Annotated in this window: 18 protein-coding genes; 17 read left to right on the plus strand and 1 reads right to left on the minus strand. The window is 33.4% G+C overall.

What is annotated here, in order from left to right; translation table 11 throughout:
• The first annotated feature begins 68 nt into the window (after nucleotides 1-68).
• The 4 genes from THYS13_RS10545 (at nucleotide 69) to rlmH (ending at nucleotide 3,154) form a co-directional block, all read left to right on the plus strand.
• Entirely contained in the window at nucleotides 69-1,322 is a 1,254-nt protein-coding gene (locus THYS13_RS10545; protein ID WP_042834488.1) for a UDP-N-acetylglucosamine 1-carboxyvinyltransferase, read from the plus strand.
• Between the two features lie 65 nt (nucleotides 1,323-1,387).
• Nucleotides 1,388-2,491, plus strand: coding sequence for a S1C family serine protease (locus tag THYS13_RS10550; RefSeq protein ID WP_042834489.1), 1,104 nt, complete (start codon nucleotides 1,388-1,390; stop codon nucleotides 2,489-2,491).
• A gap of 10 nt (nucleotides 2,492-2,501) precedes the next feature.
• The gene (locus THYS13_RS10555) at nucleotides 2,502-2,669 is read left to right on the plus strand and encodes a CxxH/CxxC protein (RefSeq protein ID WP_003870754.1); all 168 of its coding nucleotides are present in this window, start codon (nucleotides 2,502-2,504) and stop codon (nucleotides 2,667-2,669) included.
• A gap of 17 nt (nucleotides 2,670-2,686) precedes the next feature.
• Nucleotides 2,687-3,154, plus strand: coding sequence for a 23S rRNA (pseudouridine(1915)-N(3))-methyltransferase RlmH (rlmH, locus tag THYS13_RS10560; protein ID WP_042834490.1), 468 nt, complete (start codon nucleotides 2,687-2,689; stop codon nucleotides 3,152-3,154).
• Here rlmH and THYS13_RS10565 read toward each other — a convergent pair.
• A complete protein-coding gene (locus tag THYS13_RS10565; protein ID WP_042834491.1) occupies nucleotides 3,145-3,546 on the minus strand; it encodes a 23S rRNA (pseudouridine(1915)-N(3))-methyltransferase RlmH in 402 nt (133 codons plus the stop codon). The two genes, rlmH and THYS13_RS10565, sit on opposite strands and share 10 nt — an antisense overlap.
• A 129-nt stretch (nucleotides 3,547-3,675) precedes the next feature.
• Here THYS13_RS10565 and tyrS point away from each other — a divergent pair, with 129 nt between their 5' ends.
• The 13 genes from tyrS (at nucleotide 3,676) to THYS13_RS10630 (ending at nucleotide 16,868) form a co-directional block, all read left to right on the plus strand.
• Entirely contained in the window at nucleotides 3,676-4,896 is a 1,221-nt protein-coding gene (gene tyrS, locus THYS13_RS10570; RefSeq protein ID WP_042834492.1) for a tyrosine--tRNA ligase, read from the plus strand.
• 71 nt (nucleotides 4,897-4,967) lie between these two features.
• On the plus strand, nucleotides 4,968-5,786 hold the full coding sequence (locus tag THYS13_RS10575) for a nucleoside phosphorylase (protein ID WP_042834779.1): 819 nt from the start codon (nucleotides 4,968-4,970) through the stop codon (nucleotides 5,784-5,786).
• Entirely contained in the window at nucleotides 5,758-6,756 is a 999-nt protein-coding gene (locus THYS13_RS10580; RefSeq protein ID WP_042834493.1) for a spore photoproduct lyase family protein, read from the plus strand. The genes THYS13_RS10575 and THYS13_RS10580 overlap by 29 nt, the downstream gene beginning before the upstream one ends.
• 231 nt (nucleotides 6,757-6,987) lie before the next feature.
• Nucleotides 6,988-7,572: a glutaredoxin domain-containing protein gene (locus THYS13_RS10585; protein ID WP_042834494.1), complete on the plus strand. Its 585-nt coding sequence runs from the start codon at nucleotides 6,988-6,990 to the stop codon at nucleotides 7,570-7,572.
• Nucleotides 7,573-7,663: 91 nt separating this feature from the next.
• Nucleotides 7,664-7,948: a co-chaperone GroES gene (locus tag THYS13_RS10590; protein ID WP_042834495.1), complete on the plus strand. Its 285-nt coding sequence runs from the start codon at nucleotides 7,664-7,666 to the stop codon at nucleotides 7,946-7,948.
• A gap of 187 nt (nucleotides 7,949-8,135) precedes the next feature.
• The gene (gene sufC, locus THYS13_RS10595) at nucleotides 8,136-8,882 is read left to right on the plus strand and encodes a Fe-S cluster assembly ATPase SufC (protein WP_042834496.1); all 747 of its coding nucleotides are present in this window, start codon (nucleotides 8,136-8,138) and stop codon (nucleotides 8,880-8,882) included.
• A 19-nt stretch (nucleotides 8,883-8,901) separates the two neighbouring features.
• A complete protein-coding gene (gene sufB, locus THYS13_RS10600) occupies nucleotides 8,902-10,305 on the plus strand; it encodes a Fe-S cluster assembly protein SufB (protein ID WP_042834497.1) in 1,404 nt (467 codons plus the stop codon).
• 10 nt (nucleotides 10,306-10,315) lie between these two features.
• Entirely contained in the window at nucleotides 10,316-11,365 is a 1,050-nt protein-coding gene (gene sufD / locus THYS13_RS10605) for a Fe-S cluster assembly protein SufD (protein WP_042834498.1), read from the plus strand.
• Nucleotides 11,362-12,591 carry a cysteine desulfurase gene (locus THYS13_RS10610; RefSeq protein ID WP_042834499.1) on the plus strand — a complete coding sequence of 410 codons (1,230 nt, stop codon included), beginning with the start codon at nucleotides 11,362-11,364 and terminating at the stop codon, nucleotides 12,589-12,591. The genes sufD and THYS13_RS10610 overlap by 4 nt, the downstream gene beginning before the upstream one ends.
• Complete coding sequence (gene sufU, locus THYS13_RS10615; RefSeq protein ID WP_042834500.1) at nucleotides 12,588-13,001, plus strand: Fe-S cluster assembly sulfur transfer protein SufU; 414 nt, start codon at nucleotides 12,588-12,590, stop codon at nucleotides 12,999-13,001. The genes THYS13_RS10610 and sufU overlap by 4 nt, the downstream gene beginning before the upstream one ends.
• 188 nt (nucleotides 13,002-13,189) lie before the next feature.
• On the plus strand, nucleotides 13,190-13,945 hold the full coding sequence (cas6, locus tag THYS13_RS10620) for a CRISPR-associated endoribonuclease Cas6 (RefSeq protein ID WP_042834501.1): 756 nt from the start codon (nucleotides 13,190-13,192) through the stop codon (nucleotides 13,943-13,945).
• A gap of 19 nt (nucleotides 13,946-13,964) precedes the next feature.
• Nucleotides 13,965-16,076, plus strand: a complete 2,112-nt coding sequence (locus THYS13_RS10625; RefSeq protein ID WP_042834502.1) for a TM1802 family CRISPR-associated protein — start codon at nucleotides 13,965-13,967, stop codon at nucleotides 16,074-16,076.
• A gap of 45 nt (nucleotides 16,077-16,121) precedes the next feature.
• Nucleotides 16,122-16,868 carry a CRISPR-associated protein gene (locus THYS13_RS10630; protein WP_201035683.1) on the plus strand — a complete coding sequence of 249 codons (747 nt, stop codon included), beginning with the start codon at nucleotides 16,122-16,124 and terminating at the stop codon, nucleotides 16,866-16,868.
• Nucleotides 16,869-16,960: the final 92 nt, after the last annotated feature.

The raw sequence follows: 16,960 nt of genomic DNA on the forward strand, positions 1-16,960 counted from the left end.
TATTAAAGTATATATTGTGATAACATTTGACTTATTTTAATTTAATTGATTTGAAGGGAAGATTAAGAATGGAAAAGTTTATAATCAAGGGAGGAAAGCCTCTTAAAGGAAGTGTACAGATAAGTGGTGCCAAGAATTCTGCTGTTGCGATTCTTCCCGCTGCGCTATTGGCTGATACTCCGAGTGTGATAGATAATTTGCCTGATATAAAAGATATAGAATTATTAGCCCAGATGATACGCCATCTGGGAGGGAAAGTAGAAAAGAAAAAGCATGAAGTAATAATTGACCCCACAGGCTTAAATTCCTTTTATCCTCCTCGGGATTTGGCGAGCCAAATGAGGGCTTCTTATTATCTTATCGGGGCACTTTTAAGTAAGTTTAATGAGGCAGTAATTGCGATGCCAGGGGGATGCAATATTGGCGTAAGACCTATTGACCAGCATATCAAAGGTTTTGAAGCTTTAGGGGCAAAAACTACCATAGAGCATGGACTTATAAGAATTAAAGCTGAGAAGTTGATGGGGAATCATATATATTTTGATGTGGCGAGTGTAGGTGCTACTATAAATTTGATGTTGGCATCGGTTAAAGCCAAAGGGGTAACAATATTAGAAAACTGTGCAAAAGAGCCCCATGTAGTGGATGTAGCAAACTTTTTAAATGCAATGGGAGCAAATATCAAAGGCGCTGGTACAGATACTATAAAGATAACAGGGGTAGACAAACTTTACGGGTGCCACTATACCATTATTCCAGACCAAATAGAAGCAGGAACTTACATGGTGGCAGCTGCCGCAACAAAAGGTGATGTGTATATAAAAGGAGTAATTCCAAATCACTTAGAAGCAATTATTGCAAAACTCACAGAAATGGGTATTATTGTTGAAGAATACGATGATGTGATAAGAGTAAGAAGAGAAGGACCTTTGAAACATGTTGATATAAGGACTTTACCTTATCCGGGTTTTCCAACAGATATGCAACAGCCCTTTGCGGTGCTTTTGGCTTTGGCGGATGGTATAAGTGTTATTACTGAAAATGTCTATGAAAATAGATTTAAATATTTAAATGAGTTAGAAAAAATGGGAGCAAAAGTAAGAATAGAAGGAAGAAATGCAATATTTGAAGGTGTGGAGAAATTGACAGGTGCGCCTCTTTATGCGACAGACTTAAGAGGAGGCGCTGCAATGGTTATAGCAGGGCTTGCTGCAGAGGGTACGACGGAGGTTATGGGGGTTTATCATATAGATAGGGGTTATGAAGCGATGGAAGTAAAGCTTCAACAATTAGGTGCTGATGTAGTAAGAGTAAAAGAATAAAAAAACTATAAAATTTTAAGTATAATGCGCTGCATAATATCTCATCCTATTTATGAGGTGATATTATGCAGCGTCAATTAAAGAGTTTTTTTGCTATTGTAATTATAACTACTTTGGCTAGCTCTTTGATATTTGTGTATATTGCACCAAAATATTTATGGGGTAAAGTCATTCCTATACCTTATCCTCCTTCATCAGGAATAAGAACAGAGATAGTTATACCAACAAAAGAATCTCCTACAATAGCGGAAGTAGTGGCGAAAAAGGATACTCCTGCTGTTGTAGGGATTACTACTGTAGAATTTCAAAGAGAGTATTATTTTATAGAAAAGGCTGTGGAGGGTATAGGTTCAGGATTTATAGTAAATCCTAACGGTTATATCATAACAAACAATCATGTAGCTAATGAAAAATCCAAAAATATAAAGGTATATTTAAGCAATGGCAGTATACTTCCGGGTAAAGTTTTATGGACTGACCCTGTTTTAGACCTTTCTATTTTAAAAATTGATGCAAAAGATTTACCAATTATACCTTTGGGAGATTCTGATAAGATATCAGTAGGACAAACCGCAATAGCAATTGGAAATCCTTTAGGTCTTAGGTTTCAAAGAACGGTTACTTCTGGAATAATAAGCGCTTTAAATAGAAGCCTTCCCATTACTGAGGATGGGAGACCGCGAATCATGGAAGACTTGATACAGACCGACGCTTCTATAAATCCAGGTAATAGCGGAGGGCCTTTAGTGGATTCTCAAGGCTATGCAATTGGAATAAATACTGCGAAGGTAACAACTGCTGAGGGATTGGGCTTTGCTATACCTATAAATATTGTAAAGCCTATACTAAAGAAAGTGGTAGAAACGGGCACATTTAAAGCACCTTATATTGGCATAGTTGCCTATGATAGGGAAATTGCCAGTTACATTTCCGCAGATGTTTATATATATGAGGGGATATATGTGGCGGATATTGACCCTAAAGGCCCTGCTTATAAAGTTGGCATTAGAAAGGGCTATATTATTTTGGAGATAGATGAAAGACCTGTAAATACTATGACAAGTTTAAAATGTATTGTTTATGAAAAAAATCCAGGTGACAAAATAAAAGTTAGGTACCAAACCGTAACAGGGAAGACAGGATATACTACTATAACTCTCGGAGAATAGGAGAGGTTTTATGTTTGTTGTGTGTGAAAAGCATTTAGAGGATGCCATCGAAGAATTTGTCGAAGTGTACGAACAGCCACCGGATATTTACAAATTGGATGAAGTTTCTTTTACTGATTGGCTAGTACCTCATAAATGTGATTTTTGTGATGAGCCACCTAAATACCTTGTAGTTTAAAAATGAGGGACTTAATAATGAAAATACATATAATAGCAGTTGGGAAAATAAAGGAGAACTATATAAATAATGGTATATATTTTTATTTAAAAAAATTGCGCCCTTATTGTGAAATAGAGATTAAAGAAGTAGAGGAAGAAAAAACTCCTCAAAATTTAAGTCAAAAGGAAAAAGAGGAGATTTTGCGTAAAGAAGGAGAGAGAGTTCTTTCTAAAATAAAAAAGGGAAGCTTTGTTGTTTCTCTTGCTATAGAAGGAAAAGAAATAGACTCATACAAGTTTTCCCAGTTCATAAAGACTACTTTTCAATCTGGTTACAGAGAAATGACCTTTGTAATAGGTGGTTCGTTGGGATTGTGGGAAAATATAAAAAAACAATCCCATTTAAATCTTTCTTTTTCTAAAATGACTTTTCCTCACCAGCTTATGAGACTTGTACTTTTAGAGCAGATTTATTTAGCTTTTAGTAGAGAAAATCACTTGTGATAAGGTTCATTGTTTAAGATTTTATATGCCCTATATAACTGTTCAAAGAAAATAGTAGAAGTCAAACCTAAACTCATTTTCATGCTACTTATGCTTATGGCCTCATTACAATGAATTTCTTCATTTCCTATGATTATTAATATATCTGTTATTCCAGTAAGTTCAAACGCTTTTATTTTTTCTGCTAATTCCTCTGAAGACAAAGATTTACCTGTAGGTGATATTACTATTTTATAATATTTATCCATTTCTTGAAAATATAATTTTTGAAAATTTTTGTAGTTCAAAAAAGTGATATTGCAAAATCGTCTCAGCCTTTTTTCATATTCTTTTATTGCATCAGAATAAAACTTTTCTATTTTATTACCTGTAGCATAAACTTTGTAATTCATACAATCACTTCTCTTTTATTTTGTTGATAATAAATATTATAAAATGATAAAATTATATTGTCAAAAATATTTGAAAATATGCTTTTCATTTGATACAATATACAAAAATAAGATGATGGAGGTATTATCGTGTCTGTACTTGATGTTTTGCAAGAAAGAGGATATATTCAGCAAATGACTCATGAAGATGAAATAAAAGAGCTTTTAGAGAAGGAAAAAATCACATTTTACATAGGTTTTGACCCTACTGCAGACAGCTTGCATGTAGGCCATTTTCTTCAAATTATGGTAATGTCCCACATGCAAAAAGCAGGCCATAGGCCTATTGTGTTAATAGGCGGTGGCACGGCTATGGTGGGGGACCCAAGTGGCAGAACCGACATGAGAAAGATGTTGACTAAAGAAGAAATAGATAGAAATGCCGAAGCTTTTAAAAAGCAGATGCAAAGGCTTATCGATTTTTCTGATGGCAAAGCCATTATGGCCAATAATGCTGATTGGCTTTTAAACTTAAATTATATTGAATTTTTAAGGGATATAGGAGTTCATTTTTCTGTAAATAGAATGCTTACAGCAGAATGCTTTAAATCTCGATTAGAAAGAGGCCTTTCCTTTTTGGAGTTTAACTATATGCTGATGCAAGCCTATGATTTTCTCGAATTAAATAGAAGATACAATTGTGTAATGCAAATGGGCGGAGACGATCAATGGTCTAATATTATTGCTGGTATAGAGCTTATACGAAAAAAAGAAGGTAAACAGGCTTATGGCATGACATTTACTTTACTTACCACCAGTGAAGGGAAGAAAATGGGAAAAACAGAAAAGGGAGCAATATGGCTTGATCCTAATAAAACTTCTCCTTATGAATTCTATCAATACTGGAGAAATATAGCTGATGCGGATGTGGAAAAAGCCCTGGCACTTCTCACTTTCTTGCCTATGGATGAAGTGAGAAGATTAGGGGCATTAAAAGATAAAGAGATAAACGAGGCTAAAAAATTACTGGCATATGAAGTCACGAAACTTATACACGGAGAGGAAGAGGCTATAAAAGCCCAAAAGGCGGCAGAGGCTTTATTTGAAAGCGGTGGAGATTTAGACAATGTGCCTTCTGTTGCTGTCTCGTCTGATGTTTTTGGTAAAAAAATTTTAGATGTGCTTTTTGAAACGAAGATAATACCTTCAAAGAGTGAGGGTAGAAGGCTTGTTCAACAAGGTGGACTGTATATAAACAATGAAAAAGTTGAAAGTATTGATGAATATATAAAAGATGATATGATAAAAGATAATAGCATTTTAATAAGAAAGGGCAAAAAAGAGTATCACAGGCTTGTCATTAAAGAATAAAGGGGGAGCTTTTTGTGTCAAGAGAATTTCTCTTGGCACAAATTTTATATGTTTTTGAAAGAGGTGCTAAGATGGTCTTTATCGCAACCGCTTTATATATTGAGGCAAAACCTCTAATTGAATATTTTGGCTTGAAAAAAGACGTAGGAAATCGATATTTTCAAGTTTTTAGAAATGAAGAAATAACGTTGGTAGTAACAGGAGTGGGGAAAATAAATAGCAGTATAGCTGTTTCTCATGCGGCAACTCGATATTTGTGGGATCCACAAAGCTTTATAATAAACATTGGTGTATGTGGCTCGAAAGATATGAATGAAAAAATAGGGAACATATACCTTATTAACAAAATTGTAGACAATGAAACTCATAAAAATTATATACCTGATATTTTGATAGACCATCCTTTTGAGGAAAGTGATATAGAGACTTTTAATTATATAGTGAAAGATAAAGAGTTGATGACAGCAAGACTTTGCGATATGGAAACCAGCGGTTTTTATCAAGCAGCCTCTAAGTTTTTCGAGACCCACAGAATTTATATTTTAAAAATTGTCTCTGATAGTACAGATTTCGAGGATGTGTCTAAAGATAAAATTTATGAGTTAATAAAAAACAAGTTAAAGGAAATAGATGAATTTATTAAAATATTGAAAAATAGTTTTAAAACTAGCGATATATTTTCATTTTATGAAAGAGAAATTATAAATTTTCTTTCACAAAAGCTAAAACTTACTGCTAGTCAAGGGCAAATTTTTTATAAAGCTTGCCTACATTATAAGGTTAGAAAGGGTAAAAATATAGATTTTTTAAAAAACTTTTGTGATGTACAGGTAAATAATAAAGAAGAGAGGAAGAGGGCCTTTGAAAAAATTCTCTCACATTTACGTTGAGAAGGAAGTACTTCCTAATTCTATAACGCAAAATATTTTAAAGAAATTTCCTAAAAGTAAAGTGGTGCTTATTGACAGATACAGTGAGGTTTTCAATAGACCTAATCAAAACTACCTTATACAAAAAGAAAGGCAAAATCTTATATTAGCCCAAAAAAGATATGATTTTATATATAAAGGTTCTAAGCTTTGTGAAGATTTTGGAAATATCAATTTTTACCATACATCAAATATATTCAATTGTATTTATGATTGTGATTATTGCTATTTACAGGGTATGTACCCTTCAGGACATCTTGTTATTTTTGTGAATATTGAGGAATATTTTAAAGAAATAGATAAACTTACACAAGACCAGAAGGTCTATTTAAGCATATCCTATGAGACGGATTTACCTGCTTTAGAATACCTTACAGGCTTTACTAAACAGTGGATTGAATATGCCAAAGGGAATAAAAACCTTGTAATAGAAATACGAACAAAAAGCGCCAATTTTTCTTCCGTAGAATCTATCGACATACCTTCTAATGTAATTTTCGCATGGACATTGTTGCCCCAACCGGTCATCGATAGATATGAAAAACTAACACCTTCTCTCAGTAAAAGGATAGAAAACATAAAAAGGGCCATATCAAAGGGCTTAAAAGTTAGAATTTCTATTGAACCAGTGATGTATATAGAAGGATTTGAAAAAATATATAAAAATTTTGTGGAATATGTTTTTTCAAAAATACCTACAGAAGGTATACAAGATATCAATATTGGCGCTTTTAGAATGGTAACAGAGCAAGCTAAAAAAATAGAAAAATTAAAAGAAGATTCTCCAGTATTTTGTTATGATACAGTTATAAAAGATGGAATATTTACCTATAAAGAGGCAGAATATTTTGAGGAATTCGTTTATAGGGAAGTAATAAAATATATTAAAAAGGAAAAAGTGTATGTATTAAACAAACTCCCTTCTAACTAAGGGGGGTTTTTATCTGTCATTCTAAGAGCAGAGAGGCTCTTACTTAATTCATAAGGAGGATTGTTAAAAATATCTTGATTTTTAAAATAGTTTTCCTTATAATATAAAGTGCGACCCAATACTTATGGGGGGTAGCCGTAGCTTGCAATAGTTTGTAATAAAAAAGAATTGCAATTTTGCTTATATAAATTTTCGATTTTGGATAACATAAATATTTAAAGAGGTGATTTGATGTTAGAGTTTATAAAGGATACTCAGCACTTTGAAGAAGTAAAAAATAAAGAAGAATTTTTTATGCTAATGTTTTATTCTAATTCTTCACAAAAGAGTCTTGAAGCTTTAGAGGTCATGAAGAAATTCAGTGAAGACAATCCTAAAGTGCCTGTTTATGTAGTAAATGCTTCTGAGGTAAAAGATATTCATCTACAATATGGAATCAAAGTAGTGCCTTCAGTGATACTTTTCAAGGATAAAGAGCCATGGCAGTTTGTATTTGGACTTCAAAGCAAAGAATATTATGAAAAACTTTTAGTTGTCGCTCCTTCAAAGGTTTCTGATGGAAAAGGTCAAAAGGTCCACAGAGTAACTGTTTACACCACTCCCTCTTGTCCCTGGTGTAATGCTACAAAGGCATATTTAAGACAGCATAACATACCTTTTAGAGAAGTAGACGTAAGTAAAAATCCGAGTGCGGCAGCAGAATTAGTAAGGCGAAGTGGGCAAAGAGGTGTGCCACAGACGGATATTGATGGTACAATCGTAGTAGGGTTTGATAAAGCTAAGCTTAACAGATTGCTGGGAATTACTGAACAATAAGTTTTTGTTCTTGTACCTTTTCTTATAAGTGAGGTATAATAAATAATGTGATAATGGACGGTAAAAAAAATAAAAGAAAGGAGAAGGAGTTATGACAAAAGTACAACCTATAAATGGCCATGCACTTATTAAATTGGAAAAAGAGCCTGAAGAGAAAAAGATAGGCGGAGTAATAATTCCCAAGACCGCTGAAGAAAAATTAAATCAGGGAGTAATTGAAGCTCTTGCAGCTGGTGCCTCCGATGAGCTTGCTGTAGGGGATAGGGTTATATATAAAGAGTTTTCGGGTACAAAGATAAAACACGAGGGAGAGGAATATCTCATAATTCCAGTAGACGACATACTGGCTAAGTTTGTGGAAGTTGACGAAATATAAGAAGTCGGGGAAATTAAAGTCCCGACTTCTTATATTTTTATAGATAATTATTGACATATGTTTATTAAATGAAAATAATTATCAATTTTGTGACTTTTTCTATTGATTTGGTTGTTTAGGTGGTGTATAATAGTATTGCTTGAGTATTCCTATTAAAATAGTCGGAATTAAAAAGGAGTTGTAAAAGATGAGGGAAACATTGTTAGAAATAAAGGATTTGCATGTAGAAATTGAGGACAAATATATCCTTAAAGGGCTTAATTTAGCAATAAAAAAAGGAGAAATACATGCAATTATGGGACCCAATGGTGGTGGTAAAAGCACGTTGTGCAATTCCATCATGGGGAATCCTAAATATAAAGTGACTTCAGGGCAGATTTTATTTGAAGGAGAAGATATAACAAATCTAAAAGTCAATGAAAGGGCAAAAAAAGGCATCTTTTTGTCTTTTCAGTACCCTGAAGAAATACCCGGCATAACAGTGGATAATTTTATAAGGACCTCTGTTAATATTGTAACAGGCCAAAATATGTCGATGCTTCAATTTGCAAAAGACATGAAAAACACATTAGAGCTTTTAGACATGAATTCCGAGTACAGAAGTAGGTATTTAAATGTAGGTTTTTCTGGAGGAGAAAAGAAAAAAACTGAGATACTCCAGATGGCTTTTCTAAAGCCTAAACTTGTAATGCTGGACGAAATTGACTCCGGTCTTGATATAGATGCTTTAAAAGTTGTGGCAGAAGCGGTTAAAAAGTTAAAGACTGAAGAGATGTCTATCTTAATAGTCACCCACTACAACAGGATATTGGATTACCTTGAGCCGGATGTAATATCTGTTTTAATGGATGGAAAGATTGTAAAAAGCGGTGACAAGGACCTTGCAAAGATTCTTGAAGAAAAGGGTTATGACTTTGTGAGAAATGGCGTGTAACCCATAGGAGGCGAAAATAATGAAAAAACCAGATATAAAGGAAATAGATTTTAGTATATACGACGTCAAAGACAACGTAAAGTATGAGTATCAGACAGGTAAAGGACTTTCTAAAGAAGTTGTTTTAGAAATATCTGAGCAAAAGAATGAACCTTCTTGGATGAGGGACTTTCGATTAAAAGCCTTGGAGATATATCAAAAAATGCCTATGCCCACATGGGGTGTTGATTTAAGTCAACTTGACATAGATTCTATTATCGCCTATATACGGCCAAGTGCAAAAATGCAAAGGTCGTGGGATGAAGTTCCAGAAGAAATAAGGCGTACTTTTGAAAGGTTGGGGATTCCTGAGGCGGAAAGAAAAGCATTGGCGGGAGTAGGTGCTCAATACGACTCTGAAGTTGTATATCACAATATTAAAGAAAGCCTTACTCAACAAGGTGTCATATTTGAGGACATGGACACTGCAGTAAAAAAATATCCTGACATAATAAAAGAGTATTTTATGACAAAAAACGTGACGCCTTATGACCACAAATTTGCAGCCCTTCACGCTGCAATATGGAGCGGAGGCACATTTGTTTATGTTCCAGAAGGAGTCAAAGTGGAGGTTCCACTTCAGGCTTATTTTAGAATGAATGCACCAGGAAGCGGACAGTTTGAGCACACTCTCATAATTGCTGACAAAGGTAGTGAAGTACACTTTATAGAAGGCTGTTCTGCACCACAATATTCTGTTTCAAACTTACATGCAGGTTGTGTAGAACTTTTTGTAAATGAAGGGGCTCGCATAATTTATTCTACTATAGAAAACTGGAGTAAAAATACTTATAATCTAAATACAAAAAGGGCAATTGTTGAAAAAGACGGCATTATAGAGTGGATATCCGGCTCTTTTGGAAGCCACAAGACAATGCTTTATCCTGCTTCTATATTAAAAGGAGAAGGAGCAAAGGCGGAATACACTGGTGTGACTTTTGCTGCAAAAGGGCAACATTTAGATACTGGTTCAAAAATGATACACTTAGCTCCTCATACTTCTTCAAAGGTTTTAGCAAAGAGTATATCAAAAGATGGTGGAATATCAAGCTATAGAGGACTTCTCAAAATAGGACCTAATGCGGAAAGTGCAAAGGCTTCTGTCCAGTGTGAAGGCTTGATGTTGGACGATATTTCAAGGTCTGATACAATGCCAGTAATAGAAATAGAAAATGACAATGTGGACATTGGTCATGAGGCAAAAGTGGGAAGAATAAGCGATGAACAGATATTTTACCTCATGTCCAGAGGTTTAAGCGAAGACGATGCAAGGGCTATGATTGTAAGAGGTTTTGTTGAGCCTATAGCTAAAGCTTTACCATTGGAATACGCGGTGGAGATGAATAGGCTCATTAAACTTGAGCTGGAAGGCGCAATAGGATAGGAGTGAAAATATGTGGAAGAGAGTTAGTATGGAGGAAATACGACAGCCTTCTTATAAAGAATACACTTCAGCAATAATAAAAGATTTGTCTCATGATACAGTAAAAATAAAAGAGACAAAGAAATTAGCTGGATTGCCGGCAGAGATATTGGCTTTAAGGGATAAAACTTTTGGCATAGAAGGCAAATTTATAAATATGGTAAAAGATTTTTATAATGCAGGTTTTCACATTGAGATTTCTCAAAACAGTAATGTTGAAAAACCTATAGTGATTGATTATATAACAAATGAACAAAATGACACATTGATTGATTATAACATAATTGAAGCGGAAGCTAATTCGCAAGTTACAATCGTTTTTGACTATAATTCAGGTACAAAAGGCTTTCACAATGGCATAACGCAGGTGATTGCAAAAGAAGGTTCTACTGTAAATATAGTAAAAATACAAAGATTGGGAGACGAATTCAACGACTTTGACAACAACCTTGTAATTGTAGGGAAAAATGCTATGGTCAACTGGTCAAATGTTGTTATAGGTTCTAAAGTAAGCGCTTTTGATGTGGCGGTATATCTTGATGAGGTAGGAGGTACCTTTACTTCCAAATCCATTTTTTTAGGTGTGGATAGTCAAAAATATGACATGGCTTATAAAGTATACCACCAAGCTCCTAAAACTACCAGCAGTGTAAACTTAAAAGGAGCCTTAAAAGGAAGTGCAAAGGCTACCTTTGTGGGGAATATTGACATTAAAAAAGGTGCAAAAAAGGCAAAAGCTGAAGAAAATGAGACAGTACTTTTATTAGACAAAACTGTAAAATCCGTTGCAATTCCTGCTCTTTACTGCGGAGAAGATGATGTACAGGCAAACCACTCAGCTAGTGCAGGGCAAATAGATGAAGACAAACTCTATTATGTGATGAGCAGAGGCTTTAGTTTAGAAGAGGCAAGGCTTTTAATGGTTCAAGCCATATTAAATCCTGTTATAGACTTGATTCCTTATGACCCTGTAAGAGAAATCATCATAAAAGGTCATATAGGAAGGAGGATTATAAGGTGAAAAATATTGATATTGAAAGAATAAAAAAAGACTTTCCTATATTGAGTGTTACGCCCCATGGAAAAAGGCTTGTATATCTTGACAATGCCGCTACAACACAAAAGCCAATTGAAGTAATAAAGGCTATGGATAAATATTATGAAGAATTAAACGCCAATGTATACAGAAGCCCCCACTATTTAAGTGTTCTTTCTACACAAGCTTATGAAGAGGCAAGAGAAAGAGTAAAAAAATTTATTAATGCTAAAAGTGTGGAATCTATAGTTTTTACAAGAAATACCACAGAATCCATAAACTTTATAGCATACACGTGGGGAATGAAATATATAAACGAAGGAGACGAAATACTACTTACCATAGCTGAACACCACAGTAATATACTCCCATGGCAGATGGTAGCAGAAGCTAAAGGGGCAAAGCTTAAGTATGTCCATCTTGATGAAAATTTTAGGCTTTCTATGAAAGACTTTAAAGAAAAAATGTCTGAAAAAGTAAAATTAGTTGCTGTGCAGCATATGTCAAATGTTTTGGGAATAATAAATCCTGTGGAGGAGATTACACATATTGCCCACAAATACGGGGCAAAAGTATTAATAGATGGAGCACAAAGTGTACCTCATATGCCTTTTGATGTACAAAAGATAGATTGTGACTTTTTTGCCTTCTCTGGTCACAAGATGTTAGGACCTATGGGGATTGGGGTTTTATATATAAAAGAAGATTTACTTAAAGAGGTACCGCCATTTTTAAGAGGAGGAGAAATGATAGACGAGGTTTATGAGGACCATTCCACATTTGCACCTTCCCCTCTTAAATTTGAAGCAGGTACTCCTAATATAGAGGGAGCGTATGTGCTTATTTCTGCCATAGATTATATAGAAAAAATTGGGTTTACCAATATATATAAACACGAAGGTGAACTTTTGGAGTATGGTCTTCAGAAAATGAAAGAATTAGACTTTGTAAAATTGTATGGCCCCAACGATGCGAAGGAAAGAGGAGGGATAATTTCTTTCAATGTAGAAGGTGTTCATCCTCATGATGTTGCTACAATTCTCGATGAAGAAGGAATTGCTGTAAGAAGTGGACATCACTGTTGCCAGCCCTTAATGAGATACTTAGGCGTTCCTGCAACTGTAAGAGCAAGCTTTTATCTCTACAACGATTTTGAGGATATTGATGCTCTTGTGGAAGGACTAAAAAAAGTCAGGAAGTGGTTTAAATGAGCGATTTAAATCAGCTTTATTCTGAAGTTATAATGGAACACTATGAGAATTCTCCTCACAGAAGAGAGATGAAAGATGCCACTCACAAAGAAAGAGGTCACAATCCTCTTTGTGGTGACGACATTACCCTTTATCTAAAAATGAAGGGTGACATTATAGAAGATGCTTCTTTTACGGGCCATGGATGTGCCATAAGTCAAGCTTCAACTTCTATGATGATAGACCTTATAAAGGGAAAAGACAAAAAAGAGGCCTTAAGGCTTGTGCAAGAATTTATAGACATGATATACAAAAAAGACGTAAATTTAGATGAATTAGGTGATGCACAAGTACTGCAAGGAGTATCTGACTTTCCTGCCCGTGTAAAATGTGCATTACTGGCATGGAAGACACTTCAGGAAATTTTGTAAAGAGAGAAAAGCTCAAAATGGGCTTTTCTTTTTTGTTTTATGGTTTACTATTTATTAAATAAATTTAGACAAAATCATTAAAAATTTTTTAAAAGTTAAGAAGGAAAAATGGGAATTAATGTAGAATTATATACACGTAAAACCAATATATCCATATCTTCACTGGAATAAATTTATGAGGTGTTATTATGAGAATTACTTTGGAATTTGTGGGAGAAAAAAATTTAGTATTGCCAATTCATTATAATTATGTAGTTCAGGGCTTTTTGTATGACCTAATGGGAGATAGTGATTTTGCAGCTTTTTTACATGATGAAGGGTTTCAATATGAAAAAAGAAAATTTAAATTATTTACTTTTTCAAGAATTGAAGGAGAGTTCAAGATTTTAACAAACTCTAAAGGGCAGAAAAAAATAAGCATAAAATCTCCTTTTAAATTTACTGTTGCCTCTCCTTTAGATGAATTTATATTTGATATTTCAAAAAATGCGTTAAAGAAGGAGTATTGCCATTTTAATGGTCAAAAATTTATTTTGAATTCACTCAATATAGACAATCCTCCTGTTTTTAAAAATAAAGCAAGGATAAAATTTATTTCTCCAGTTGTTATGTATACTACTTTAAAGGATGGTGATATAAAATATACTTATTATTATTCACCTTGGGATGAAAAATTTTCTCCTCTTTTACTTAATAATCTGCTTAAAAAGTATGAATTAGTATACAAAATAAAAGCGAAAGATCCATATTTTAAGCTTTATCCTTTATCAGAAAAAGAAGACAGAAGGTATTCAAAGATGATTAAATACAAAAATGTGTATGTGAAGGGATGGATGGGTATATACGACGTAGAAAGCAGTCCTGAATTATTAGAACTTGCTTACTATACAGGTTTGGGCGCAAAAAACTCCCAAGGATTTGGGTGTTTTGAGATAATTGGGTGAAAGAAAGGAGGGAGAGAGGATGAATTTGCCTTTAATTACTGCAGCAATTGGTGCACAGTTTAGAGACGATATAGATGTTCTCGATTCTCGCATCAAATCTATAAAGCTAGAAGAAGACGAGAAAGATAGAGCTTATAACATTTTTATGACCTTTAATTTGGATGAGGATAAACTACTATTTGATGATCCTCTACTCTATAATGAAAGACATACTAGGGAATTTAAGTATTTTGGCAACAATTCAGGTTCTTCGTTACAAACTTATGTAGTTAGGGAAGTAAAGGTATTGTATTACCTTTTGGCTGAAGTATGGATGGATTTATATAAGGCATTAGAAAAAGAAAATATGAATAATAGTGAATTATATCAATTATTAAAAGAGCTAGAGGAAAATAAATTTGTTTTTTTAAAAGAAAAGAAAGGGAAAATGTGTATAAATTTTAAGAAACTAATTCTGCCACAAGATATAGAAATAGAAATTAAAAGCGACGATAAGAAAAAAATTTTAGTTAAGGACAAAAAAGACGAAAAGGACCAAACAATGAATTATGAAAATTTCATTAAATATATAAGAGGCGAAGGAAAGAGCAAATATAAATATGTTTTAGTAGTGCCACGCATAATAAAAGATGGCAACGAAATAATAGTTTCTAAACATCCTGATTATATTGAGTTAATTAAACGCTTAAATAAAATTGGCGAAGGAACATCAGATAACTCTATTGAGACTGTTGAAACAGCACAAAAACGCGTTTGTTATATTTGTGGGAACAGCAAAGTTGGGGCATCAAGTTCTAAAACGTCAAAGTTTTCTAGAAGTGGGATAAATAAATTTTTTACTATTACGACCAAAAATTCCGCTCGATTTCTTGAAAGTACTATTGACAATTATGATGATGTGTATTCATTTTGCGACGAATGTTATCAAAATTTACTTATTGGTGAAAAGGTAATAGAAGAGAAATTTAAAGGAAATATTGCTGGAGAAAGTGCTTATATACTTCCTGAAAGTATGATGGGAGAGTTTAATTTTAATTATATTTCTAAAATTAAAGAGCATGTTGATTTTGCTTTTAACGTCAACGATTCTTTAAATTGGTTAAAAAGTGTAGAGGCAGAAGCTATAATAGATCAGAAAAATCCTTACGTAGTAAATTTTATCATATATCGTACAGATGGAAGATCTGTTGAACTTTTAGATGCTTTTGAAGATATTCCTTTTTCTCGCTTTGTTAAACTAAATGAGTTATTTAAAGAAAAAGTAAAAAAAATCAAACCACATCTTGAGTACTTTTCATTGAGTAGTATTTATCACATTATACCTGTTAGGAAAGTAAAAGTAAATCAAAAAGAAAAACAAATTGACATTGGGAGAGTACTTACTCTTTATAAATCTATTTTATCTGATTATCAGGTAGAAAGAGAAACTATTTATAGTTATGCATCTGAAGCATTAGATAAGGGGATATGGCAACTATCCAAAGGTAAAATTGACAATTATGAAAACTTGCAATTAACGAAATACATAGGTAAGACGGATTTTTTTATCAAAACTATAATTATGAGTTATATAGTGCTTATGAAAGTTTTACAAGAACTTAAAATAGTTGATAAATACTTTTTTAAAAACCGACAATTTTGGGAAGGTGAGAAATTAATGGATGAAAAAAAAGAATTTCTTTTGGCACAAGTAGAACAAATAGAAGTTTTTTTAGAACAGCAAGGATTTACAGATGAAGAAAAAGCTCTATTTTACCTAGGAACTCTTCTTTATAGAGTAGCTTTAGCACAATTTATAAAAGAGCACAAAACAAAACCTATACTCAAAAAAATCCAATTTCAAGGGATGAACATAAATGAGGTATTAAGGTTGTATGAAGATATAATAGAAAAATTAAGACAGTATGATAAAATGACTTTATTTGCCGAAAATTTAATAAACCGTTTTCATAATTATTTTGGACCTCTTAGAAAGAGATGGCCTCTTAGTGACCAGGCCAATGTATTCTATATTATGGCTGGCTATGCATACATGGTAGGGCAGAAGACACCAGATATAACAAAGGAGGAGGAGTCTGCTGTAGAAAAGGAAAAAATTGCAATGGCGGAATTAGAAAAATTGAGCGAATAGAAGAATAACTGAGTTGATAAAAGTGAAAGAGGAGGAATGGTTAAAATGATAATTAATCAAAATAGCGAGTTTCTTTTTGGATTTGAAGCGGTTATGACAAACCCTAATGGTGATCCAGATCAAGAAAATAAACCACGTATGGATTATGAGACGTCGACAGTATTAGTGAGTGATGAGAGACGAAAAAGGGATGTTAGAGATTTTCTAAAAGCAAAGGGTTTCCAAATTTTTGTTGACACGTTAGCTGATAAAAAGGTTCCAATGGATAAAATGTTTGAATATATTTATGACCAGTGGTTGTCTGATAATGAAAAAGTGGAAACATTTTTAAGTGGACACGATGAAGTTAAGCAATTATGGGATGAATTGGGTTTAAATGAAGTGAAATCTTATGAAGATTTGAAGAAAAAAATAAAGGATAGTAAGAGAAAAGATTATTTGACTCAAGTTAACAATAGTGTTCTTACGCATATTATTAAAACATCTCTTATTGATATAAGACTTTTTGGAAGTGCAATGGCTGTAGAAGATGTAACACGCACTTATGCAGGACCTATACAAATTGCGTGGGGATATTCTTTACATCCCGTGCAACTTGTAAAATCTAATACTATTACATCGATTATGAATGATGACGCTTCTACTTTTGGTAAAAAGCACAAATTACACTATGCATTTATTTGCCATTATGGAACAATCAATAAATTTAGTGCAAAATACACTGGTATGACAGAAGAGGATAGGGAAATTTTCCGCAAATCTCTTGTGCAAGGAATGCTAGCAGACAGATAGTAAGCAAGGACAAATTCCTGCATTTTATTTAGAAATTATATACAAACCTGAATTTGATGGCTTTCTAGGAGACCTACGCCGTTTTTTAGAGA

It is taken from the genome of Thermoanaerobacter sp. YS13, from assembly GCF_000806225.2.
Taxonomy (GTDB): Bacteria; Bacillota; Thermoanaerobacteria; order Thermoanaerobacterales; family Thermoanaerobacteraceae; genus Thermoanaerobacter; species Thermoanaerobacter uzonensis.